The sequence below is a fragment of the Citrobacter sp. wls708 genome (genome assembly GCF_005281255.1).
GTDB classification, from domain to species: Bacteria; Pseudomonadota; Gammaproteobacteria; order Enterobacterales; family Enterobacteriaceae; genus Citrobacter; species Citrobacter werkmanii.
The window spans coordinates 320184-340346 of record NZ_SZXE01000023.1 but is presented as its reverse complement, the minus strand read 5'-3'; the positions used below and the strand labels follow the sequence as shown (position 1 = coordinate 340346).

Here is a 20163-nt window from a genome sequence, read left to right as displayed (position 1 = left end):
CCGGCACTTTATAAATCAAACATCCTTCACCCGCCCGGTCATCACCAGCGTGACCACCGAAATCGCCGCAATCACCCAGTAAACGGCAAAATGCCCGTAGCTTTGCGCCACCGCTCCCTGAATCACTCCCGCCAGAATCACGCCCGTTGAAATACTGTTAGTAAACAATGTGGTCGCCGATCCCGCGCGCCCCGGCATCAGATCCTGAAACCACAGCATTCCTATCCCGGCGATAATGCCGATAAATACCGCGTTAAACAGCTGCAGGACCAGCAGCGCCGTGCGGCTGTGAAAGAAGATCAGACCAAGATAAAACAGTACACCCGCCGCCACGGCCGCGATCATCATGCGCCGCTTACCAAAGCGTTTCACGTAGTAGCCCGCCAGAATCATCGCCGGAATTTCCAGCCCGGCCGCGGTGCCCATCAGGATCCCGGCCAGCTTGTCCGGCAAGCCCAGCTCAAGGCTAATCCACAGCGGCATATCAATGATGTACATGGTGTTGCAGGTCCACATCAGCGTAGAGGCAATAAACAGCATGCGTACATTTTTGTCCTGCCAACCGCTGGCCTGTTCCAGCGGCACATCGACAGGTTGCTCCACCCGAGCCACAGATGGCAGTATCAGCGCGATCAGCACCAGGCTAATGGCAAAAATGCCTGCGGCAATGGAAAACATCGCCGTGAAGCCGTAATTCAGCGCCAGCATAAAAGCCAGCGGCGGCCCAATCACCCACGCCAACGAAAGCTGCGCACGCATCACCGAGCTAAACATTACCACTTCACGCGCCGAGCTATCGGCATATTCCCGCGCCAGCGCAAACAGCTGCGGCATGGCGGTATTTGCCAGCGAAGCCAGCAGCACACCGCAGGTGATCAGCGTGAGATAGTGGCGATTAAAGGCAAACAGCAGCGCGTTGCCGATTGCCATCAGACAACAGAACATGATCAGTTTTCGCCGATCGCCCTGACTGTCGGATCGTTTCGCCAGACCAAGGCTGACCCCGATCCCGGCAATAGCGTTGACGGTATAAAACAGCCCGACCCAAAATGGCTGCGCCCCGACTTCACGGCTCAGAAACAGGCTCAGCGTGGGGGCCTGCAACGCCCCGGCCACACCCATCATAAAAGCGACCAGCATAAATGCCGCGTAAACGCCGTTAAGGCGCCGTCCCATGGTCATAATCCAGAGCATATCTTTCCTTTTAAGCGCAGCTGAAACGAAAAAAGCCAGCAGATAATACCTGCTGGCGCGGCGATTAACACCAATACTCAGTCACACATGATGTCTGCAACTCGCAATTCGGAGGTCAGGCTGTCACCTCCCACTGCATCAGTTCTTCAAGCATCTTTAAGCGCTGCGGTGCGCTCAGGCAAGCCAACCAGGACGATTTTTCCGTCGCAGTAAAGTACTTCAACCAGAACTGACGCATAGATGACCCCTTCGTTGTCTCATCGCTTCATCGGAATCTATTATTGGCTTAATATAGGGATAATAAAATTGCTGAGTTTTCCGCAGGAGTTCCCCTTTTATGTCTTCTGGTCGTTTGCAACAACAGTTCATCCGTCTGTGGCAATGCTGTGACGGCAAAACGCAAGACACGACGCTAAACGAACTGGCGGAGCTGCTGAGCTGCTCGCGCCGTCATATGCGCACCCTGCTTAATACCATGCAGGATCGCGGCTGGTTAACGTGGGAAGCCGAAGTTGGGCGGGGTAAACGCTCGCGCCTGACATTTCTCTATACCGGGCTGGCGCTCCAGCAGCAGCGGGCAGAAGACCTGCTGGAACAGGATCGTATCGATCAACTGGTGCAACTGGTCGGTGATAAAACGGCCGTCAGACAAATGCTGGTTTCCCACCTGGGACGCAGTTTTCGCCAGGGGCGGCACATCATGCGCGTCCTCTATTATCGCCCTATGCGCAATCTGCTCCCCGGCACGGCGTTACGCCGCTCCGAAACCCATATTGCCCGACAAATCTTCAGTTCCTTAATTCTGGTAAATGAGGAAAATGGGGAACTGGAAGCCGACATTGCGCATCATTGGCAGCAGATTTCGCCTTTACACTGGCGATTCTTCCTGCGCCCGGGGATCCATTTTCATCATGGCCGTGAGCTGGAAATGGAGGATGTCATTACTTCGCTACAGCGCATCAACGCGCTGCCGCTGTATTCGCACATTACGCAAATCGTCTCGCCCACCGCCTGGACGCTGGATATCCATCTTGCCCAACCGGACCGCTGGCTTCCCTGGCTACTGGGGCAAGTCCCCGCCATGATTCTGCCGCGAGAATGGGAAACGCTAAATAACTTTTCCAGCCATCCGATTGGCACCGGCCCATATGCCGTGATGCGCAATACTAATAACCAACTGAAAATTCGCGCATTTGATGATTACTTCGGCTACCGGGCACTGATCGACGAAGTTAACGTCTGGGTGCTGCCGGATATCGGCGAAGAGCCGGGCGGCGGCCTGACGCTAAAAGGCCCCACGGAGGATGAAAAGGCGATTGAAAGCCGCCTCGAAGAGGGATGCTACTACCTGCTGTTTGATACACGCACCCATCGTGGTGCTAATCAGGAGGTTCGCGAGTGGGCAAGCCGCGTTCTCTCGCCAACCAATTTAATCTGTCACGCCGACGAACAGTACCAGAGGCTGTGGTTTCCCGCCTATGGGTTACTCCCCCGCTGGCACCACGCCAAACCCGGGCATGGTGAAAAACCGGCCGGGCTGGAAACGCTAACGCTCACTTACTATCGCGATCACATCGAACATCGGATTATCGCGCAGATCATGAAAACGTTGCTGGCGCAGCATCAGGTACAGCTAAACATTCAAGAGATCGACTACGATCAGTGGCATACAGGTGAAATAGTCAGTGATATCTGGCTCAACAGCGCCAACTTTACCCTCCCGCTGGATTTCTCGCTGTTCGCGCATTTGTGCGAAGTCCCGCTGCTGCAAAACTGTATCTCGCGCGACTGGGAAAACGATGCGGCCCGCTGGCGAACCGGTGAAATGAGCCTGGCGGCATGGTGCCAACAGCTGCTCGCCACAAAGGCTATTGTGCCGTTGATCCACCACTGGCTGATCATTCAGGGCCAGCGCAGTATGCGCGGGCTACGCATGAATACCCTCGGCTGGTTTGATTTTAAATCGGCATGGTTTGCGCCGCCAGATCCCTAAGAGCCAGCTCTTAATTGCTGCCCGGCAACAAAATCACTACACTAACGCCGTTCTCAACGGGGTGCTAAATAAAAAACATACACAAAATCATTCATGATGCCTCAAGGCGGCAAGCGAGTGAATCCCCAGGAGCATAGATAACTATGTGACTGGGGTGAGCGAGCGCAGCCAACACAGAGGCAGCGTGAATGATGAAGTGTATGGGCTGAGAGATACCCGTCGAACCTGATCCGGATAATGCCGGCGAAGGGATTTGAGGCTTATCTCAAGTCCTTTGCCACCCAACTCTTGAGGTGCAAAGTGTTTAAAAAATGTCTTCCGCTTTTACTGCTGTGCGCAGCGCCTGCCTTCGCCAAACCGGTACTGACCGTCTATACCTACGATTCGTTCGCTGCGGACTGGGGGCCTGGCCCGACAATCAAAAAAGCCTTTGAAGCTGACTGCAACTGCGAACTAAAGCTGGTCGCGTTGGAAGATGGCGTCTCGCTGCTTAACCGCCTGCGCATGGAAGGAAAAAACAGCAAAGCCGACGTCGTGCTGGGACTGGATAACAACCTGCTGGAAGCCGCCACGCAAACCAAACTGTTCGCCAAGAGCAATGTCGCAAACGACGCCGTTGACGTACCCGGCGGCTGGAAAAATGACACCTTTGTCCCGTTTGATTACGGCTACTTCGCTTTTGTCTATGATAAAAACAAGCTGAAAAATCCGCCAAAGAGCCTGAAAGAACTGGTCGAAAGCGATCAGAAATGGCGCGTCATTTATCAGGATCCACGCACCAGCACGCCGGGGCTGGGCCTGCTGTTATGGATGCAAAAAGTCTATGGCGACAAAGCACCGGAGGCGTGGCAGAAACTGGCAGCCAAAACCGTCACCGTCACCAAGGGCTGGAGCGAAGCCTACGGCCTGTTCCTGAAAGGTGAAAGCGATCTGGTACTGAGCTACACCACCTCTCCGGCCTATCACATCATTGACGAGAAAAAAGATAACTACGCCGCCGCCAACTTTAGTGAAGGTCACTATTTGCAGGTGGAAGTCGCCGCCCGCACCGCGGCCAGCAAGCAGCCGGAACTGGCTGAGAAGTTCCTCAAGTTTATGGTTTCTCCGGCATTCCAGAATGCCATTCCGACCGGCAACTGGATGTATCCGGTGACGCAGGTTGCTCTCCCATCAGGATTTGAGCAACTGAAGAAACCGGCCACCGCGCTGGAATTTACCCCGCAGCAGGTTGCGGCTCAGCGTCAGACATGGATTAGCGAATGGCAACGCGCCGTCAGCCGCTAATTCCCGGCTGGCTGGTTCCAGGGCTTTCTGCCGCCACGCTGATGGTCGCAGTAGCCCTGGCCGCGTTTCTGGCGCTATGGTTTAACGCCCCACAAGGAGAATGGCTCTCGCTGTGGCGAGACGACTACCTGTGGCACGTGGTGCGTTTTTCTTTCTGGCAGGCTTTTTTATCCGCAGTGTTGTCGGTTGTCCCGGCAATTTTCCTTGCCAGAGCACTTTATCGCCGCCGTTTCCCCGGACGTCTGGCGCTGCTACGCCTGTGCGCGATGACGTTAATCCTGCCGGTGTTGGTCGCGGTCTTTGGCATTCTCAGCGTGTATGGCCGTCAGGGCTGGTTAGCCTCACTCTGGCAGATATTCGGGCTGGAGTGGACGTTTTCGCCGTACGGTTTGCAGGGTATTCTGCTGGCGCACGTTTTTTTCAATCTGCCGATGGCCAGCCGTCTGCTGTTGCAGTCGCTGGAAAATATTCCCGGTGAACAGCGACAGTTAGCCGCTCAGTTGGGTATTCGCGGCTGGCATTTCTTCCGCTTTGTCGAATGGCCATGGTTACGCCGTCAGATCCTTCCCGTCGCCGCGCTCATCTTTATGCTGTGCTTCGCCAGCTTCGCCACCGTTTTGTCGCTGGGTGGCGGGCCGCAGGCCACCACCATTGAACTGGCCATCTATCAGGCGCTGAATTTCGATTACGATCCCGCCCGTGCCGCTATGCTGGCGTTGATCCAGATGCTGTGTTGTTTAGCGCTGGTGCTCCTCAGTCAACGCCTGAGCCGCGCTATTGCGCCCGGCACCACGCTGGTTCAGGGCTGGCGCGATCCCGACGATCGTCTGCACAGCCGTCTGGCAGACTCGTTGCTGATTTTCCTGGCCCTGTTGCTGTTGCTGCCGCCGCTGTTGGCAGTGATTGTCGATGGTCTTAACCGCCAGGTTCTGGATGTGCTTATGCAGCCGGTTCTGTGGCAGGCGTTGGGAACTTCACTGCGCATCGCGCTGGCGGCAGGGGCATTGTGCGTGATACTCACCATGATGCTGTTATGGAGCAGTCGCGAACTGCGCGCCCGACAGCAGGTGCTGGCAGGCCAGGTACTGGAGCTTAGCGGCATGATGATCCTCGCCATGCCGGGCATCGTGTTGGCAACCGGCTTCTTTCTGCTGCTCAATAACACAGTTGGTCTCCCCGAATCCGCCGACGGCATTGTGATTTTCACCAACGCGCTGATGGCGATCCCTTATGCGCTGAAGGTACTGGAAAACCCAATGCGTGACGTGACCGCACGCTACAGTATGTTGTGCCAGTCGTTGGGAATTGAGGGATGGTCGCGGCTGAAAGTGGTTGAACTGCGGGCACTGAAACGTCCGCTGGCGCAGGCGATGGCTTTTGCCTGCGTACTGTCGATTGGCGATTTTGGCGTGGTGGCGTTATTTGGCAATGAGGATTTCCGCACCTTGCCGTTTTATCTATATCAGCAGATTGGATCTTATCGCAGTCAGGATGGCGCGGTTACGGCGCTCTTGCTGCTGATCCTGTGTTTTACGCTGTTTACCGTTATTGAGAAATTGCCGGGTAGAAATGTTAAAACTGATTGATATCACATGGCTTTACCACCATTTGCCCATGCGCTTTACGTTGTCGGTCTCGCGCGGTGAGCAGGTCGCAATACTCGGACCCAGCGGCGCCGGGAAAAGTACGCTATTGAATCTGATTGCCGGCTTTCTTGCGCCTGCCAGCGGCACAATGATGATTGAAGGTGAAGATCACACCGCAACGCCCCCTTCGCGTCGTCCCGTTTCCATGCTGTTTCAGGAAAACAATCTGTTCAGCCATCTGAGCGTGTGGCAAAACATCGGCCTGGGTCTTGATCCGGGTTTAAAACTGAACGCGCTTCAGCGGGAGAAAATGCACAACATCGCCCGGCAAATGGGGCTCGATTCACTGCTGGAGCGACTCCCCGGTGAGCTTTCCGGCGGCCAGCGACAACGTGTGGCGCTGGCGCGTTGTCTGGTGCGCGAGCAACCCATATTGCTGCTCGATGAACCGTTCTCTGCGCTCGATCCCGCGCTGCGTCAGGAGATGTTAACCCTGGTCGCCGAGGTCTGCCGTGATAAGCAGCTTACGCTGCTGATGGTTTCCCACAGCGTCGAAGATGCGGCGCGAATTGCGCCCCGGTCAATCGTGGTCGCCGACGGACGCATTGCGTGGCAAGGCAAAACAGACGAGCTACTAAGCGGTCAAGCCAGCGCCTCAGCGCTGTTAGGCATCAAGCCTCATATTTCGTAGGCCGGATAAGGCGAAGCCGTCATCCGGCAAGGGAATCGTTAGTAACCCACAACTTTGCGCAGAATATCGATATACACCGGCATCAGCGGGTGACGCAACAGCGCCGCCAGCGCGACCACGCCGATCCCGAGCGTCAACGGCGCCAGATACAGTAAACGGCTGCGGGGGAAATACGCAGTTAAACGATCGACTGCCGCTTTGCCGCTGCGCCACAGCCGCCAGCATAACCAGCCTCCAACCCACAGCAGCAACGCCGTCGCCAGCAGCAGCCATTTGAAATCTCCGCTCTGCATATCGGAAGGAATATCGATTGCCGCGCCCGCCAAAATACCCGGCAGGAAATAGAACGGCGGCCACAGCACGCAGCCAATAATATTCGGGACTATAAATTTTGCGACAGGCAGATCCAGCATACCCGCCACCATCGGCACCAGCGGACGCGTTGGGCCGACAAAACGGCCCACCAGAATGGTAAACATGCTGTGCTGATGCAGCGCATGCTCGGTTTTATCCAGCAGCGCCTTGTTCTTTTTCATGAACGACCAACGGTGCAGCGGCTTTTTAAAGCGCCAGCCCAACCAGAAGGAGATCCAATCCCCCAACAGGCAACCAACGATACCCGCAAGCCAGGCATGCCAGAAATTCAGTTCGCCACTGCCAATCAGCGCCCCCAGCCCCGCCATCATCACGGTGCCAGGCAGAATCAGACCAACCAGCGCCAGAGACTCCAAAAAGGCCACCAAAAGTACGGCGATCAGAGAGTACAGGGCGGACTGGAGGATAAAGTGTTCCAGCAATGCTTGCATAATGTGTCCGTCAGATTTACGAAGCAGGGATTTTGATAACCCTTCTCAACTTCGTCAAGCCATCAATTGTCTGAATAGATTGCCAGTTATGACAACTTTCAGGACACATCATTCACTTTTTATTCACATCCAGCACGGAACTCGCTCGGACTGGCGCCGGTACATTTTTTGAAAACGCGAGAGAAATAGAGCTGGTCATCAAAGCCGACGTTGCGACCCACCGTGGCGATAGGCATTCGTGTGGTACTCAGCAGTAGCTTCGCCTGACTGATTCGCTGATCCTCACGCCAGCTTAATACGCTGATGCCCAATTGCTGGCGGAACAGGTGTGACAAACGGGAAGGCGACAGGCAGACGTGCTGTGCGACGCTGGCAATATCAAAATTGCTGTCCGCCAGATGATCGCTAATGTACTGACAGGCATCACGAACGCGGTTGTCCATTGGCGGGTGCAGCGACTCATTAATGGCTTCCATACGTCGGAGTAACAATTGCTCCAGCAAATTAATCGCCAGCAGTTCGGAATAGCGTCCCTCTCCCTGCCCGGCATTGATGATCTGCCCAAACAGTTCGTTGAAATGCGGTTGATGCGCTTCATCAGGGCGAAAGAAACCGGTCTGGGCAAAAATGGCCGGCCAGGCCAGCCACTCCTGCCAGTAAGCGCGTGGCCGGAAGTAGACCCACTGGTGATACCACTCGCTGGCGTCAGGATGGCGTCCGTAGTGGTGAATTTCGCCAGGCGGAAACAGCAAAATATCGCCAGGTCGACAGACAAACTGCTTGCCCTGATTATTAATGACCCCTTCCCCACGAATAGTGAGATTGAGGATATAGCCTTTCATCCCCAGCGGCCGGTCGATAAAAAAATCCAGGTATCCGTTCGCCTCAATGGGGGTCAATCCAGCCACCAAATGTGCGTTAAACGAATAGCCCGGCAGGAGGGGATCGTTTTGCGTTTCAGCCATAATTTCAATACTCCCTGGGTTCTGCTAAGAAACAATTTGTCCATATTACGCCAGACATCATCGCCGTCGTCCCGGCGGGCCACAGTTGTTTGCGGTAATGGACCATCAACCCCGCTTGTGAAAAGCAATTTGTAAAAAACATGTACCACGCCAACGTCAAAATCGGCTAACAAAAGTGTCTATAACTACGGCAGAAATGTCCACATTGATTATTTGCACGGCGTCACACTTTGTGATGCCACAGCATTTTAGTCCATAAGATTAGCGAATCCTGCCTGACGGTTTTTATCCCTGGTCACTACTGTTTATCCATACCCGTATTTTTGGATGGAGTAAGACGATGGCGATTGCAATTGGCCTCGATTTTGGTAGTGATTCGGTACGCGCTTTGGCGGTGGAATGTGCCACTGGTGAAGAAATCGCCACCAGCGTTGAGTGGTACCCACGTTGGCAGGAAGGGCAGTTTTGCGACGGCCCAAACAACCAGTTTCGCCATCATCCGCGCGACTACATTGAATCCATGGAAGCGGCGCTGAAAACCGTACTCGCCGAACTGAGCGCGGAACAACGCGCAGAAGTGGTCGGGATTGGCGTTGACAGTACCGGCTCAACCCCGGCGCCTATCGATGCCGACGGCAACGTACTGGCGCTGCGCCCGGAGTTCGCGGAAAACCCGAATGCGATGTTTGTTCTGTGGAAAGATCACACTGCGGTAGAAGAAGCCGAAGAAATTACTCGCCTGTGCCACACGCCAGGCAAGATCGATTACTCCCGCTATATTGGCGGTATTTATTCCAGCGAATGGTTCTGGGCAAAAATCCTGCACGTGACTCGCCAGGACCACGCGGTCGCCGAGGCGGCGGTCTCATGGATTGAGCTGTGTGACTGGGTTCCGGCCCTGCTCTCCAATACTGTGCGCCCCCAGGATATTCGTCGCGGTCGCTGCAGCGCCGGGCATAAATCCCTGTGGCATGAAAGCTGGGGGGGGCTGCCGCCAGCCAGTTTCTTTGACGAACTCGACCCCATCCTCAACCGCCATCTGCAATACCCAATGTTTAGCGACACCTTCACGGCGGACCTGCCGGTTGGCACTCTGTGTGCCGAGTGGGCGCAGCGCCTGGGTCTATCGGAAAGCGTGGTGATTTCAGGCGGCGCTTTTGACTGCCATATGGGCGCGGTCGGCGCAGGCGCACAGCCCAATACGCTGGTGAAAGTCATCGGCACGTCTACCTGCGACATTCTGATTGCCGATAAACACAGCGTTGGCGAACGCGCGGTGAAAGGCATTTGCGGGCAGGTTGATGGCAGCGTGGTGCCGCATTTTATCGGTCTGGAAGCGGGGCAATCTGCTTTCGGCGACATCTATGCCTGGTTTAGCCGCGTGTTGAGCTGGCCGCTGGAACAGCTTGCCGCGCAGCACCCGGAACTGAAAACCCAGATTAAAGCCAGCCAAAAACAGCTGCTGCCAACGCTCACCGAAGCCTGGGCGAAAAATCCGTCGCTGGATCACCTGCCGGTGGTGCTCGACTGGTTTAATGGTCGTCGTACGCCGAATGCCAACCAGCGTCTGAAAGGCGTCATTACCGACCTGAATCTGGCAACCGATGCGCCAGCGCTGTTCGGTGGTCTGATCGCCGCCACGGCCTTTGGCGCGCGCGCCATCATGGAATGCTTCACCGAACAAGGCATTGCGGTTAACAACGTCATGGCGCTCGGCGGTATCGCGCGTAAAAACCCGGTCATCATGCAGGCCTGCTGCGACGTGCTAAACCGTCCGCTGCAGATTGTCGCTTCAGACCAGTGCTGCGCGCTCGGTGCGGCTATCTTCGCCGCCGTTGCCGCGCAGGTCCATGCAGACATTCCAGCCGCCCAGCAACACATGGCGAGCGCAGTAGAAAAGACGATGCAACCTCGTCCAGAACAGGCTCAACGTTTTGAACAACTTTACCGCCGCTACCAGCAGTGGGCGGTAAGCGCTGAACAACAATACCTTCCGACTGCCGCTCCGGCGCAACAAGCCCCGGTAGACCTGGCAACCCTGACTCATTAAGGACACGACAATGACAATTTTTAATAACTATGAAGTGTGGTTTGTGATTGGTAGCCAGCACTTGTATGGCCCGGAAACCCTGCGTCAGGTAACCCAACATGCCGAGCACGTTGTTAACGCACTGAATACGGAAGCTAACCTGCCCTGCAAACTGGTGTTAAAACCGCTGGGTACTTCACCTGACGAAATTACCGCTATCTGTCGTGATGCCAACTATGACGATCGCTGCGCAGGTCTGGTGGTCTGGCTGCACACCTTCTCTCCAGCCAAAATGTGGATTAACGGTCTGACTATCCTCAATAAGCCGCTGATGCAGTTCCACACCCAATTCAACGCCGCCCTGCCGTGGGACAGCATTGATATGGACTTTATGAACCTGAACCAGACCGCACACGGCGGTCGCGAATTCGGCTTCATCGGTGCGCGTATGCGTCAGCAGCACGCCGTGGTCACCGGCCATTGGCAGGATAAGCAGGCGCACGAGCGTATTGGCTCCTGGATGCGCCAGGCGGTGTCCAAACAGGATACCCGCCATCTGAAAGTCTGCCGTTTTGGCGACAACATGCGTGAAGTAGCGGTCACTGACGGCGATAAGGTTGCCGCACAGATCAAATTCGGCTTCTCGGTAAATACCTGGGCCGTGGGCGACCTGGTGCAGGTAGTGAACGCAATTAGTGACGGCGAAATCAACGCGCTGATCGACGAGTATGAAAGCACCTACACCATGACGGCGGCCACACAAGTCCATGGTGAGAAACGTCAGAACGTACTGGAAGCCGCCCGAATTGAACTGGGAATGAAGCGCTTCCTTGAGCAGGGCGGATTCCACGCCTTCACGACGACATTTGAAGATTTGCACGGCCTGAAACAACTTCCGGGTCTGGCCGTACAGCGTCTGATGCAGCAAGGCTACGGCTTTGCGGGCGAAGGCGACTGGAAAACCGCCGCTCTGCTTCGCATCATGAAGGTGATGTCAACCGGTCTGCAGGGCGGCACCTCATTTATGGAGGATTACACCTACCACTTCGAGAAAGGCAACGATCTGGTGCTCGGCTCACACATGCTGGAAGTGTGCCCGTCAATCGCTGTGGAAGAGAAACCGATCCTCGACGTTCAGCACCTCGGCATTGGCGGTAAAGACGATCCTGCCCGTCTGATCTTCAACACCAAAACCGGCCCGGCAGTGGTCGCCAGCCTGATCGATCTCGGCGATCGTTATCGCCTGCTGGTTAACTGCATCGACACGGTGCAAACGCCGCACGACCTGCCGAAACTGCCGGTGGCTAACGCATTGTGGAAGGCCCAGCCGGATCTACCAACCGCATCTGAGGCCTGGATCCTTGCCGGCGGCGCGCACCACACCGTCTTCAGCCATGCGCTGGATCTGAACGATATGCGCCAGTTCGCTGAAATGCACGATATCGAGATCGCAGTGATCGATAACGAGACCCGTCTGCCGGCCTTTAAGGACGCGCTGCGCTGGAACGAAGTGTATTACGGGTTCAAACGTTAATTGGTGAAACGGATTGCCCGGTGGCATTTCATTTACCGGGCCTATAAATCACCGTAGGCCGGATAAGCGAAACGCCATCTGGCATTCAGGAGTTTACATGCTAGAAGATCTTAAACGTCAGGTACTGGAAGCGAATCTGGCACTGCCCAAGCACAACCTGGTGACGCTGACCTGGGGTAACGTTAGCGCCGTCGATCGCGAACGCGGCGTGTTTGTGATTAAACCTTCCGGTGTCGATTACAGCGTCATGACCGCAGACGATATGGTTGTTGTCAGTATCGCCACCGGGGAAGTCGTTGAAGGCACGAAAAAGCCCTCCTCCGATACCCCAACGCACCGTTTGTTATATCAGGCATTCCCGACCATTGGCGGCATTGTTCATACCCACTCGCGCCACGCGACAATCTGGGCGCAGGCGGGTCAGTCGATTCCGGCGACAGGCACCACCCATGCGGACTATTTCTACGGCGCCATTCCCTGCACACGTAAAATGACCGACAGCGAGATTAACGGGGAATACGAGTGGGAAACCGGGAATGTGATCGTCGAAACCTTTGAGAAACAAGGGATTGACGCAGCGCAGATGCCAGGCGTACTGGTGCACTCTCACGGTCCGTTCGCCTGGGGAAAAAATGCCGAAGATGCGGTGCATAACGCCATCGTGCTGGAAGAAGTCGCCTATATGGGGATATTCTGCCGCCAACTCGCGCCGCAGTTGCCGGATATGCAACAAACCCTGCTGGATAAACACTACCTGCGTAAGCATGGCGCAAAAGCCTATTACGGTCAGTGAAATGACGCCAGGCGCGTCCGGAAACAATGACGCGCCTTCTTATTATTGAGTTATATATTCCGCAAACGTACTTCGATACACACAATTATTAGCACAAACGTATTTAATCACATTATCATAATGTCCCAGCGCCTCTTCGCCATCCAGAGAATGAAAGAAAATATAATCTGCAATTGTTGACTGCCAGCGTTGGCCGTTCAACAGATAATTAATAACCGTATCACGATGCCCATTTATTCTGTCCTGTCCTTGCCAGTGAAAGAAGGCATTCCCACGATCAATAATCTCAGAGCGCCAGATTTGACCTGACCATGTTCTATACTCAATGTATTGACTTACCGACTTAATAGTCGGGTTAGATAGCTGAGTATTAACAAATAAATAGTGGTCATATCCTACCTGTAACGCCTGAGTATAAACATTCATAACACCTCTCCATTTCACAACACACCCAAGCTATTGATATAAAACACCCGAGCCGCCAGATGAATAAAAATTACATCAGGAGATAAAAATCAAATTATGCAGAGAGATATTCCCGACGAAATCGTACCGAAAATCTGTTTTTATCCAGACAATAGTAATCCAATAATATATATTATATTCAACCTGACAACCCGAATGCTTCGATTAAAATAGTTACACTAACCATGAATAAAAACAAATTAAAAAAAGTGTAATTTTTTCTGAACCGAGGGGTAAGTAACAGAATGGGTTGAGCACTATTCTGAAAATGTGAAAAAACTCCTGAAGCAGACTATCAATTTATGGAAAACACATAATCAAAAAGTAGTAATTTAAATAAATAATCAAAACAGACTAATCAAATAATTTACGGAAGTATAACCAGAAACTGTATTCATAAATTAAATAGTTCGACACTGAAATTTTGTACCCGAAAAGAATTTTACTGTCACTGCGACTGCGTCTTACCGCGACTTTTATCTTACAACTGTACAAAATAACAGTACAATCGTGCAATCCAGGCTATAATCATGCCTGGTTTTTTAATGGATACACAGCGTGGCGCAGGCAGGCTTTATTTTAACCCGGCACTGGCGGGACACCCCGCAGGGAACTGAGGTCTCATTCTGGCTGGCGACAGACGACGGGCCGCTGCTGGTCACGCTCGCGCCTCAGGAATCCGTCGCGTTTATACCTGGCAGTCAGGTTCCGCGCGTTACATCATTATTACGTACAGAGAACGGCTATCGCCTGACGCCGCTTCAGCTACAAGATTTCCACCGCCAGCCCGTGTCGGGTCTGTATTGCCGCTCCCACCGCCAGCTTATGCGGCTGGAAAAACTCCTGCGCGAAAACGACATCACCGTTTATGAGGCTGACGTACGCCCGCCAGAGCGATATCTGATGGAGCGCTTTATCACGTCCCCGATCTGGGTCGAAGGCGACAAACATAACGGCACGCTGATTAATGCCCGCCTGAAGCCAAACCCGGACTATCGACCGCCGCTAAAATGGGTATCGCTGGATATCGAAACCACGCGGCATGGTGAACTCTACTGCATCGGTCTTGAAGGCTGCGGGCAGCGTATTGTCTACATGCTCGGCCCGGCAAACGGCGATGCCTCGGCGCTGGATTTTGAACTTGAGTACGTGGCTAGCCGACCGCAGTTGCTGGAAAAGCTCAACGACTGGATTGCCCGTCATGATCCCGATGTCATCATTGGCTGGAACGTGGTGCAATTCGATTTACGCGTCCTGCAAAAGCATGCCGAACGTTATCGCATCCCCCTGCGTTTTGGTCGTGATAATAGCGAACTGGAGTGGCGCGAGCATGGCTTCAAAAACGGCGTGTTCTTCGCGCAGGCCAAAGGTCGACTGATCATTGACGGCATTGAAGCGCTCAAATCCGCATTCTGGAATTTCTCGTCATTCTCGCTGGAAACGGTGTCGCAAGAATTGCTGGGCGAAGGAAAATCGATTGATAACCCGTGGGACCGAATGGACGAAATTGACCGTCGGTTTGCCCAGGATAAACCCGCGCTCGCCACCTACAATCTCAAAGACTGTGAGCTGGTCACGCGTATTTTTCATAAAACCGAGATCATGCCTTTTCTGCTGGAGCGCTCGACGGTCAACGGTCTACCGGTCGACCGTCACGGTGGTTCGGTTGCCGCCTTCGGCCACCTTTACCTTCCGCGCATGCACCGGGCGGGTTACGTGGCGCCAAATCTGGGGGAAGTTCCCGCGCACGCCAGCCCCGGCGGCTATGTGATGGACTCGCGCCCGGGATTGTACGACTCCGTTCTGGTGCTGGATTACAAAAGCCTGTACCCCTCAATTATTCGTACATTTTTGATCGATCCGGTGGGGCTTATCGAAGGGATGGCGCACCCGGATCGGGAGCACAGCACCGAAGGTTTTCTTGACGCCTGGTTCTCACGCGAAAAACACTGCCTGCCGGAGATCGTTACTCAGATCTGGCACGGGCGTGAAGAAGCAAAACGCCACGGGAATAAACCGCTCTCGCAGGCGCTGAAAATTATCATGAATGCGTTTTACGGCGTACTGGGTACTACCGCCTGTCGCTTTTTCGACCCGAGACTGGCCTCATCAATCACGATGCGCGGCCATGCGATCATGCGCCAGACCAAAGCGTTAATTGAGGCCCAAGGCTACGATGTCATCTATGGTGATACCGACTCAACCTTTGTCTGGCTTAAAAAGGCGCACTCAGAAGATGATGCCGCCCGGATTGGCCGAGAACTGGTATGCCATGTCAACTCGTGGTGGGCGCAATCGCTAAAGCAACAAAATCTGACCAGCGCTCTGGAGCTGGAGTTTGAAACCCACTTTTGTCGCTTTCTGATGCCGACTATTCGCGGTGCGGATACCGGTAGTAAAAAGCGTTACGCCGGGATGATTCAGGAAGGGGCTGAACAACGCATGGTGTTTAAGGGGCTGGAAACGGTTCGCACCGACTGGACACCGCTGGCGCAACAATTCCAGCAGGAGCTGTACCTGCGAATTTTTCGTAACGAGCCGTATCAGAAGTTTGTCCGCGAGACCATCGACCGTCTGATGGCAGGTGAACTGGATGCACAACTGGTGTACCGCAAACGCCTGCGCCGCCCGTTAAGTGAATACCAGCGTAATGTTCCGCCACACGTCCGCGCGGCACGACTGGCTGATGAACAGAATATAAAACGAGGTCGCGCGCCACAGTACCAAAACCGTGGCACCATTAAATATGTCTGGACAGTAAACGGCCCTGAACCTGTGGATTATCAGCAATCTGCTCTCGATTATGAGCACTATCTGACCCGTCAGATACAACCGGTTGCCGAGGGAATACTTCCCTTTATCGATGATAACTTTGCTACACTACTCACAGGGCAACTGGGGTTATTTTGACGCGTGACGAAACCGCCGCCATCCAGTACCATAGCGCCCTTTCCATTCCTGGACCCATTTAACACCACTACCACTGATTTATTAGCCTGGTAGCGGGGTCGTATGCTCTCAAAAACCGGGTTAGCCCGGAAAATGACGAGTATTGCCTGCAATTAAAGATATAGAGCCGAACATATATGCCTTTTACACTTGGTCAACGCTGGATCAGCGATACAGAAAGCGAACTGGGACTTGGTACTGTTGTCGCCATGGATGCGCGAACCGTCACTTTACTTTTCTCATCGACGGGCGAAAACCGTCTGTATGCGCGCAGTGATTCTCCCGTGACCCGCGTGATGTTCAATCCTGGCGATACGATAACGAGCCATGAAGGCTGGCAACTGCATGTCGATGAAGTAAAAGAAGAAAACGGCCTGCTTGCCTATATCGGAACCCGCCTTGATACCGAAGAAACCGGTGTAACGCTGCGTGAAGTGTTGCTCGACAGTAAACTGGTATTCAGCAAACCACAGGATCGCCTGTTTGCCGGTCAGATTGACCGTATGGACCGCTTTGCGCTGCGCTATCGCGCGCGTAAATTTCAGAGCGAACAGTACCGTATGCCATGGAGTGGTTTGCGCGGCCAACGTACCAGCCTGATCCCCCACCAGCTCAACATTGCTCATGATGTTGGTCGTCGTCACGCCCCGCGCGTTTTGCTGGCTGACGAAGTGGGTTTAGGTAAAACCATTGAGGCCGGGATGATCCTGCATCAGCAACTGCTTTCCGGCGCCGCTGAACGCGTACTGATCATCGTCCCGGAGACGCTACAGCACCAGTGGCTGGTCGAAATGCTGCGCCGTTTCAACCTGCGTTTTGCGCTGTTCGATGATGAGCGTTATGCAGAAGCGCAACACGACGCCTACAACCCATTTGAAACCGAACAGTTAGTTATCTGTTCGCTGGACTTTGCCCGTCGCAGTAAACAGCGTCTGGAGCACCTGTGTGACGCCGAATGGGATCTGCTGATTGTCGACGAAGCCCATCACCTGGTGTGGAGCGAAGATGCGCCCAGCCGCGAATATATGGCCATTGAACAGCTGGCTGAGCGCGTACCGGGTATCCTGCTGCTGACCGCTACGCCAGAACAACTGGGTATGGAAAGCCACTTTGCACGTCTGCGCCTGCTGGATCCAAGCCGTTTCCACGATTTCGCCCAGTTTGTTGAAGAGCAAAAAAATTACCGTCCGGTCGCTGATGCCGTCGCCATGCTACTGGCTGGCAATAAGCTGAGTAACGATGAGCTGAACATGTTAGGCGACATGATTGGCGAGCAGGATATTGAGCCATTATTGCAGGCAGCAAACAGCGACAGCGAAGACGCCCAGAGCGCGCGTCAGGAACTGGTTTCGATGCTGATGGACCGCCATGGCACCAGCCGTGTGCTGTTCCGTAACACCCGTAACGGTGTGAAAGGCTTCCCGAAACGCGAACTGCATACCATCAAATTACCGTTGCCGACCCAATACCAGACCGCGATAAAAGTCTCCGGCATTATGGGCGCGCGTAAGAGTGCGGAAGACCGGGCTCGCGACATGCTCTACCCGGAACAGATTTATCAGGAATTCGAAGGCGACACCGGCACCTGGTGGAACTTCGATCCGCGCGTGGAATGGCTGATGGGCTACCTGACCAGCCACCGTTCGCAAAAAGTGCTGGTTATCTGCGCGAAAGCGACCACCGCGCTGCAACTGGAGCAGGTCCTGCGCGAACGCGAAGGGATCCGCGCCGCCGTGTTCCATGAAGGAATGTCGATTATTGAACGTGACCGCGCGGCGGCCTGGTTTAGCGAAGAAGATAGCGGCGCCCAGGTGATGCTGTGTTCTGAAATCGGCTCAGAAGGGCGTAACTTCCAGTTCGCCAGCAACCTGGTGATGTTCGACCTACCGTTCAACCCGGACCTGCTGGAACAGCGTATTGGTCGTCTGGACCGTATCGGCCAGGCACATGATATTCAGATCCACGTACCATTCCTGGAAAAAACCGCGCAATCCGTGCTGGTGCGCTGGTACCACGAAGGTCTGGATGCGTTCGAACACACTTGCCCAACCGGACGTACTATCTATGACACGGTATACAACAATCTGATCGGCTTCCTGGCTGAGCCGGAAAATACCGATGGCTTTGATGACCTGATCAAAACCTGCCGTGAGCAGCACGAGGCGCTGAAAGCCCAACTGGAGCAAGGCCGCGATCGCCTGCTGGAAATTCACTCCAATGGTGGTGAAAAAGCTCAGCAACTTACCGAAAGTATTGAAGAGCAGGATGACGACACCAGCCTGATCGCCTTTGCCATGAACCTGTTTGATATCGTCGGTATTAATCAGGATGACCGTGGCGACAATTTAATCGTACTGACGCCGTCCGATCATATGCTGGTACCGGATTTCCCTGGCCTGCCGGAAGATGGCTGCACCATTACGTTTGAACGTGATGTCGCCCTGTCGCGTGAAGACGCGCAGTTTATTACCTGGGAGCATCCGCTGATCCGCAATGGTCTGGATCTGATCCTGTCCGGCGACACCGGAAGCAGCACTATTTCTTTATTGAAAAACAAAGCGTTACCGGTCGGCACTCTGCTGGTTGAACTGGTTTACGTTGTAGAGGCGCAAGCGCCGAAACAGCTGCAGTTGAACCGCTTCCTGCCGCCAACGCCGGTACGCATGCTGCTGGATAAAAACGGCAATAACCTTGCCGCGCAGGTTGAATTCGAAACCTTTAACCGTCAGCTCAGCGCCGTTAACCGCCACACCGGCAGCAAACTGGTCAACGCAGTGCAGCAGGATGTTCATGCCATCCTGCAGTTGGGTGAAGCGCAGGTGGAAAAATCCGCCCGTGCGCTGATCGATGCGGCGCGCAAAGAAGCGGATGAGAAGCTGACAGCAGAACTGTCGCGTCTGGAAGCCCTACGTGCCGTTAACCCGAACATCCGTGATGACGAACTGAGCGCCATTGAAAGCAACCGCCAGCAGGTGTTGGAAAGCCTGGAGCAGGCGGGCTGGCGTCTGGATGCCCTGCGTCTGATCGTCGTGACGCACCAGTAACGGAGCCATACATGGGGATGGAAAACTACAATCCGCCGCAGGAACCCTGGCTGGTTATCCTGTATCAGGATGAGCACATTATGGTGGTCAACAAGCCGAGCGGCTTGTTGTCCGTGCCGGGTCGTCTGGATGAGCACAAAGACAGCGTGATGACGCGTATTCAACGCGACTACCCACAGGCTGAATCCGTACATCGTCTGGATATGGCAACCAGCGGCGTGATTGTAGTCGCGCTAACTAAAGCGGCAGAGCGTGAACTCAAACGCCAGTTTCGCGAGCGCGAACCGAAAAAGCAGTATGTCGCACGCGTATGGGGACATCCGGCGCCTGCCGAGGGACTGGTTGATTTACCGCTGATTTGCGACTGGCCGAACCGACCAAAGCAGAAAGTGTGTTATGAGACCGGGAAATCCGCGCAGACCGAGTATGAAGTGGTCGAGTTCGCGGCGGATAACACCGCCCGGGTGGTGCTCAAACCCATAACCGGACGCTCCCACCAGTTGCGTGTGCATATGCTGGCATTAGGACATCCGATCCTCGGCGACCGCTTCTACGCTCCGCCAGAAGCCCTGGCGTTAGCGCCACGCCTGCTGCTGCACGCAGAGATGTTAACCATCACTCATCCCGCATACGGCAACAGCATGACGTTTAAAGTCCCGGCGGATTTTTAAAACGTTGCTGGGGACGCATTTCGTTTTTGCTTTGTGTCTCTATTTATAGACACAAATCATTCGAGATGCATCGAGGCGGCAAACGAAGAAATCCCCAGGAGCATAGATAACTATGTGACTGGGGTTTCACAGTGCAGCCAACAAAGAGGCAGCTTGAAG

The 20163-nt window shown here is 54.3% G+C and carries 15 protein-coding genes and 1 riboswitch; of the genes, 10 read left to right on the top strand and 5 right to left on the bottom strand.

Annotated features, from left to right (window positions below; translation table 11 throughout):
- Positions 1-15 precede the first annotated feature (15 nt).
- On the bottom strand, positions 16-1194 hold the full coding sequence (locus tag FDW97_RS17180) for a sugar efflux transporter (RefSeq protein WP_085048318.1): 1179 nt from the start codon (positions 1192-1194) through the stop codon (positions 16-18).
- Between the two features lie 115 nt (positions 1195-1309).
- Complete coding sequence (sgrT, locus tag FDW97_RS17175; RefSeq protein WP_016151681.1) at positions 1310-1432, bottom strand: glucose uptake inhibitor SgrT; 123 nt, start codon at positions 1430-1432, stop codon at positions 1310-1312.
- 99 nt (positions 1433-1531) lie between these two features.
- Between sgrT and sgrR the strand changes: the two genes are divergently transcribed.
- The 4 genes from sgrR (at position 1532) to thiQ (ending at position 6748) form a co-directional block, all read left to right on the top strand.
- Positions 1532-3187, top strand: a complete 1656-nt coding sequence (gene sgrR / locus FDW97_RS17170; RefSeq protein ID WP_137351371.1) for an HTH-type transcriptional regulator SgrR — start codon at positions 1532-1534, stop codon at positions 3185-3187.
- A gap of 47 nt (positions 3188-3234) precedes the next feature.
- Positions 3235-3457: riboswitch (TPP riboswitch) on the top strand.
- A gap of 30 nt (positions 3458-3487) precedes the next feature.
- Complete coding sequence (gene thiB / locus FDW97_RS17165) at positions 3488-4471, top strand: thiamine ABC transporter substrate binding subunit (protein ID WP_069324065.1); 984 nt, start codon at positions 3488-3490, stop codon at positions 4469-4471.
- Positions 4447-6057, top strand: a complete 1611-nt coding sequence (gene thiP, locus FDW97_RS17160) for a thiamine/thiamine pyrophosphate ABC transporter permease ThiP (protein WP_038637161.1) — start codon at positions 4447-4449, stop codon at positions 6055-6057. Before thiB ends, thiP begins: the two co-directional genes overlap by 25 nt.
- On the top strand, positions 6041-6748 hold the full coding sequence (gene thiQ, locus FDW97_RS17155) for a thiamine ABC transporter ATP-binding protein ThiQ (RefSeq protein ID WP_085048320.1): 708 nt from the start codon (positions 6041-6043) through the stop codon (positions 6746-6748). Before thiP ends, thiQ begins: the two co-directional genes overlap by 17 nt.
- 38 nt (positions 6749-6786) lie before the next feature.
- On the opposite strand, the gene FDW97_RS17150 is transcribed toward thiQ, so the two are convergent.
- Positions 6787-7554 carry a DedA family protein gene (locus tag FDW97_RS17150; protein WP_085048321.1) on the bottom strand — a complete coding sequence of 256 codons (768 nt, stop codon included), beginning with the start codon at positions 7552-7554 and terminating at the stop codon, positions 6787-6789.
- Between the two features lie 119 nt (positions 7555-7673).
- Positions 7674-8519, bottom strand: coding sequence for an arabinose operon transcriptional regulator AraC (gene araC, locus FDW97_RS17145; RefSeq protein ID WP_006686679.1), 846 nt, complete (start codon positions 8517-8519; stop codon positions 7674-7676).
- A 340-nt stretch (positions 8520-8859) separates the two neighbouring features.
- On the opposite strand from araC, the gene araB reads away from it, so the two are divergent.
- From araB to araD, 3 genes are all read left to right on the top strand, one after another.
- Entirely contained in the window at positions 8860-10569 is a 1710-nt protein-coding gene (araB, locus tag FDW97_RS17140) for a ribulokinase (protein WP_137351370.1), read from the top strand.
- Positions 10570-10579: 10 nt separating this feature from the next.
- Positions 10580-12082: an L-arabinose isomerase gene (gene araA, locus FDW97_RS17135; protein WP_069324068.1), complete on the top strand. Its 1503-nt coding sequence runs from the start codon at positions 10580-10582 to the stop codon at positions 12080-12082.
- 97 nt (positions 12083-12179) lie between these two features.
- The gene (araD, locus tag FDW97_RS17130; RefSeq protein ID WP_121528574.1) at positions 12180-12875 is read left to right on the top strand and encodes an L-ribulose-5-phosphate 4-epimerase; all 696 of its coding nucleotides are present in this window, start codon (positions 12180-12182) and stop codon (positions 12873-12875) included.
- A gap of 42 nt (positions 12876-12917) precedes the next feature.
- On the opposite strand, the gene FDW97_RS17125 is transcribed toward araD, so the two are convergent.
- A complete protein-coding gene (locus tag FDW97_RS17125) occupies positions 12918-13301 on the bottom strand; it encodes a DUF4751 family protein (protein ID WP_038637140.1) in 384 nt (127 codons plus the stop codon).
- A gap of 597 nt (positions 13302-13898) precedes the next feature.
- On the opposite strand from FDW97_RS17125, the gene polB reads away from it, so the two are divergent.
- From polB to rluA, 3 genes are all read left to right on the top strand, one after another.
- Positions 13899-16250, top strand: a complete 2352-nt coding sequence (gene polB / locus FDW97_RS17120) for a DNA polymerase II (protein ID WP_085048324.1) — start codon at positions 13899-13901, stop codon at positions 16248-16250.
- Between the two features lie 176 nt (positions 16251-16426).
- Positions 16427-19333, top strand: coding sequence for an RNA polymerase-associated protein RapA (gene rapA / locus FDW97_RS17115; protein ID WP_038637132.1), 2907 nt, complete (start codon positions 16427-16429; stop codon positions 19331-19333).
- 11 nt (positions 19334-19344) lie between these two features.
- Positions 19345-20004, top strand: a complete 660-nt coding sequence (gene rluA / locus FDW97_RS17110) for a bifunctional tRNA pseudouridine(32) synthase/23S rRNA pseudouridine(746) synthase RluA (protein WP_038637129.1) — start codon at positions 19345-19347, stop codon at positions 20002-20004.
- Positions 20005-20163: the final 159 nt, after the last annotated feature.

Coding starts and splice junctions, on each gene's coding strand:
- araD (WP_121528574.1), top strand. CDS start 12,180: ATGCTAGAAGATCTTAAACGTCAGGTACTGGAAGCGAATCTGGCACTG.
- FDW97_RS17180 (WP_085048318.1), bottom strand. CDS start 1,194: ATGCTCTGGATTATGACCATGGGACGGCGCCTTAACGGCGTTTACGCG.
- araA (WP_069324068.1), top strand. CDS start 10,580: ATGACAATTTTTAATAACTATGAAGTGTGGTTTGTGATTGGTAGCCAG.
- araB (WP_137351370.1), top strand. CDS start 8,860: ATGGCGATTGCAATTGGCCTCGATTTTGGTAGTGATTCGGTACGCGCT.
- sgrR (WP_137351371.1), top strand. CDS start 1,532: ATGTCTTCTGGTCGTTTGCAACAACAGTTCATCCGTCTGTGGCAATGC.
- rluA (WP_038637129.1), top strand. CDS start 19,345: ATGGGGATGGAAAACTACAATCCGCCGCAGGAACCCTGGCTGGTTATC.
- FDW97_RS17125 (WP_038637140.1), bottom strand. CDS start 13,301: ATGAATGTTTATACTCAGGCGTTACAGGTAGGATATGACCACTATTTA.
- araC (WP_006686679.1), bottom strand. CDS start 8,519: ATGGCTGAAACGCAAAACGATCCCCTCCTGCCGGGCTATTCGTTTAAC.
- rapA (WP_038637132.1), top strand. CDS start 16,427: ATGCCTTTTACACTTGGTCAACGCTGGATCAGCGATACAGAAAGCGAA.
- thiP (WP_038637161.1), top strand. CDS start 4,447: ATGGCAACGCGCCGTCAGCCGCTAATTCCCGGCTGGCTGGTTCCAGGG.
- thiQ (WP_085048320.1), top strand. CDS start 6,041: ATGTTAAAACTGATTGATATCACATGGCTTTACCACCATTTGCCCATG.
- FDW97_RS17150 (WP_085048321.1), bottom strand. CDS start 7,554: ATGCAAGCATTGCTGGAACACTTTATCCTCCAGTCCGCCCTGTACTCT.
- sgrT (WP_016151681.1), bottom strand. CDS start 1,432: ATGCGTCAGTTCTGGTTGAAGTACTTTACTGCGACGGAAAAATCGTCC.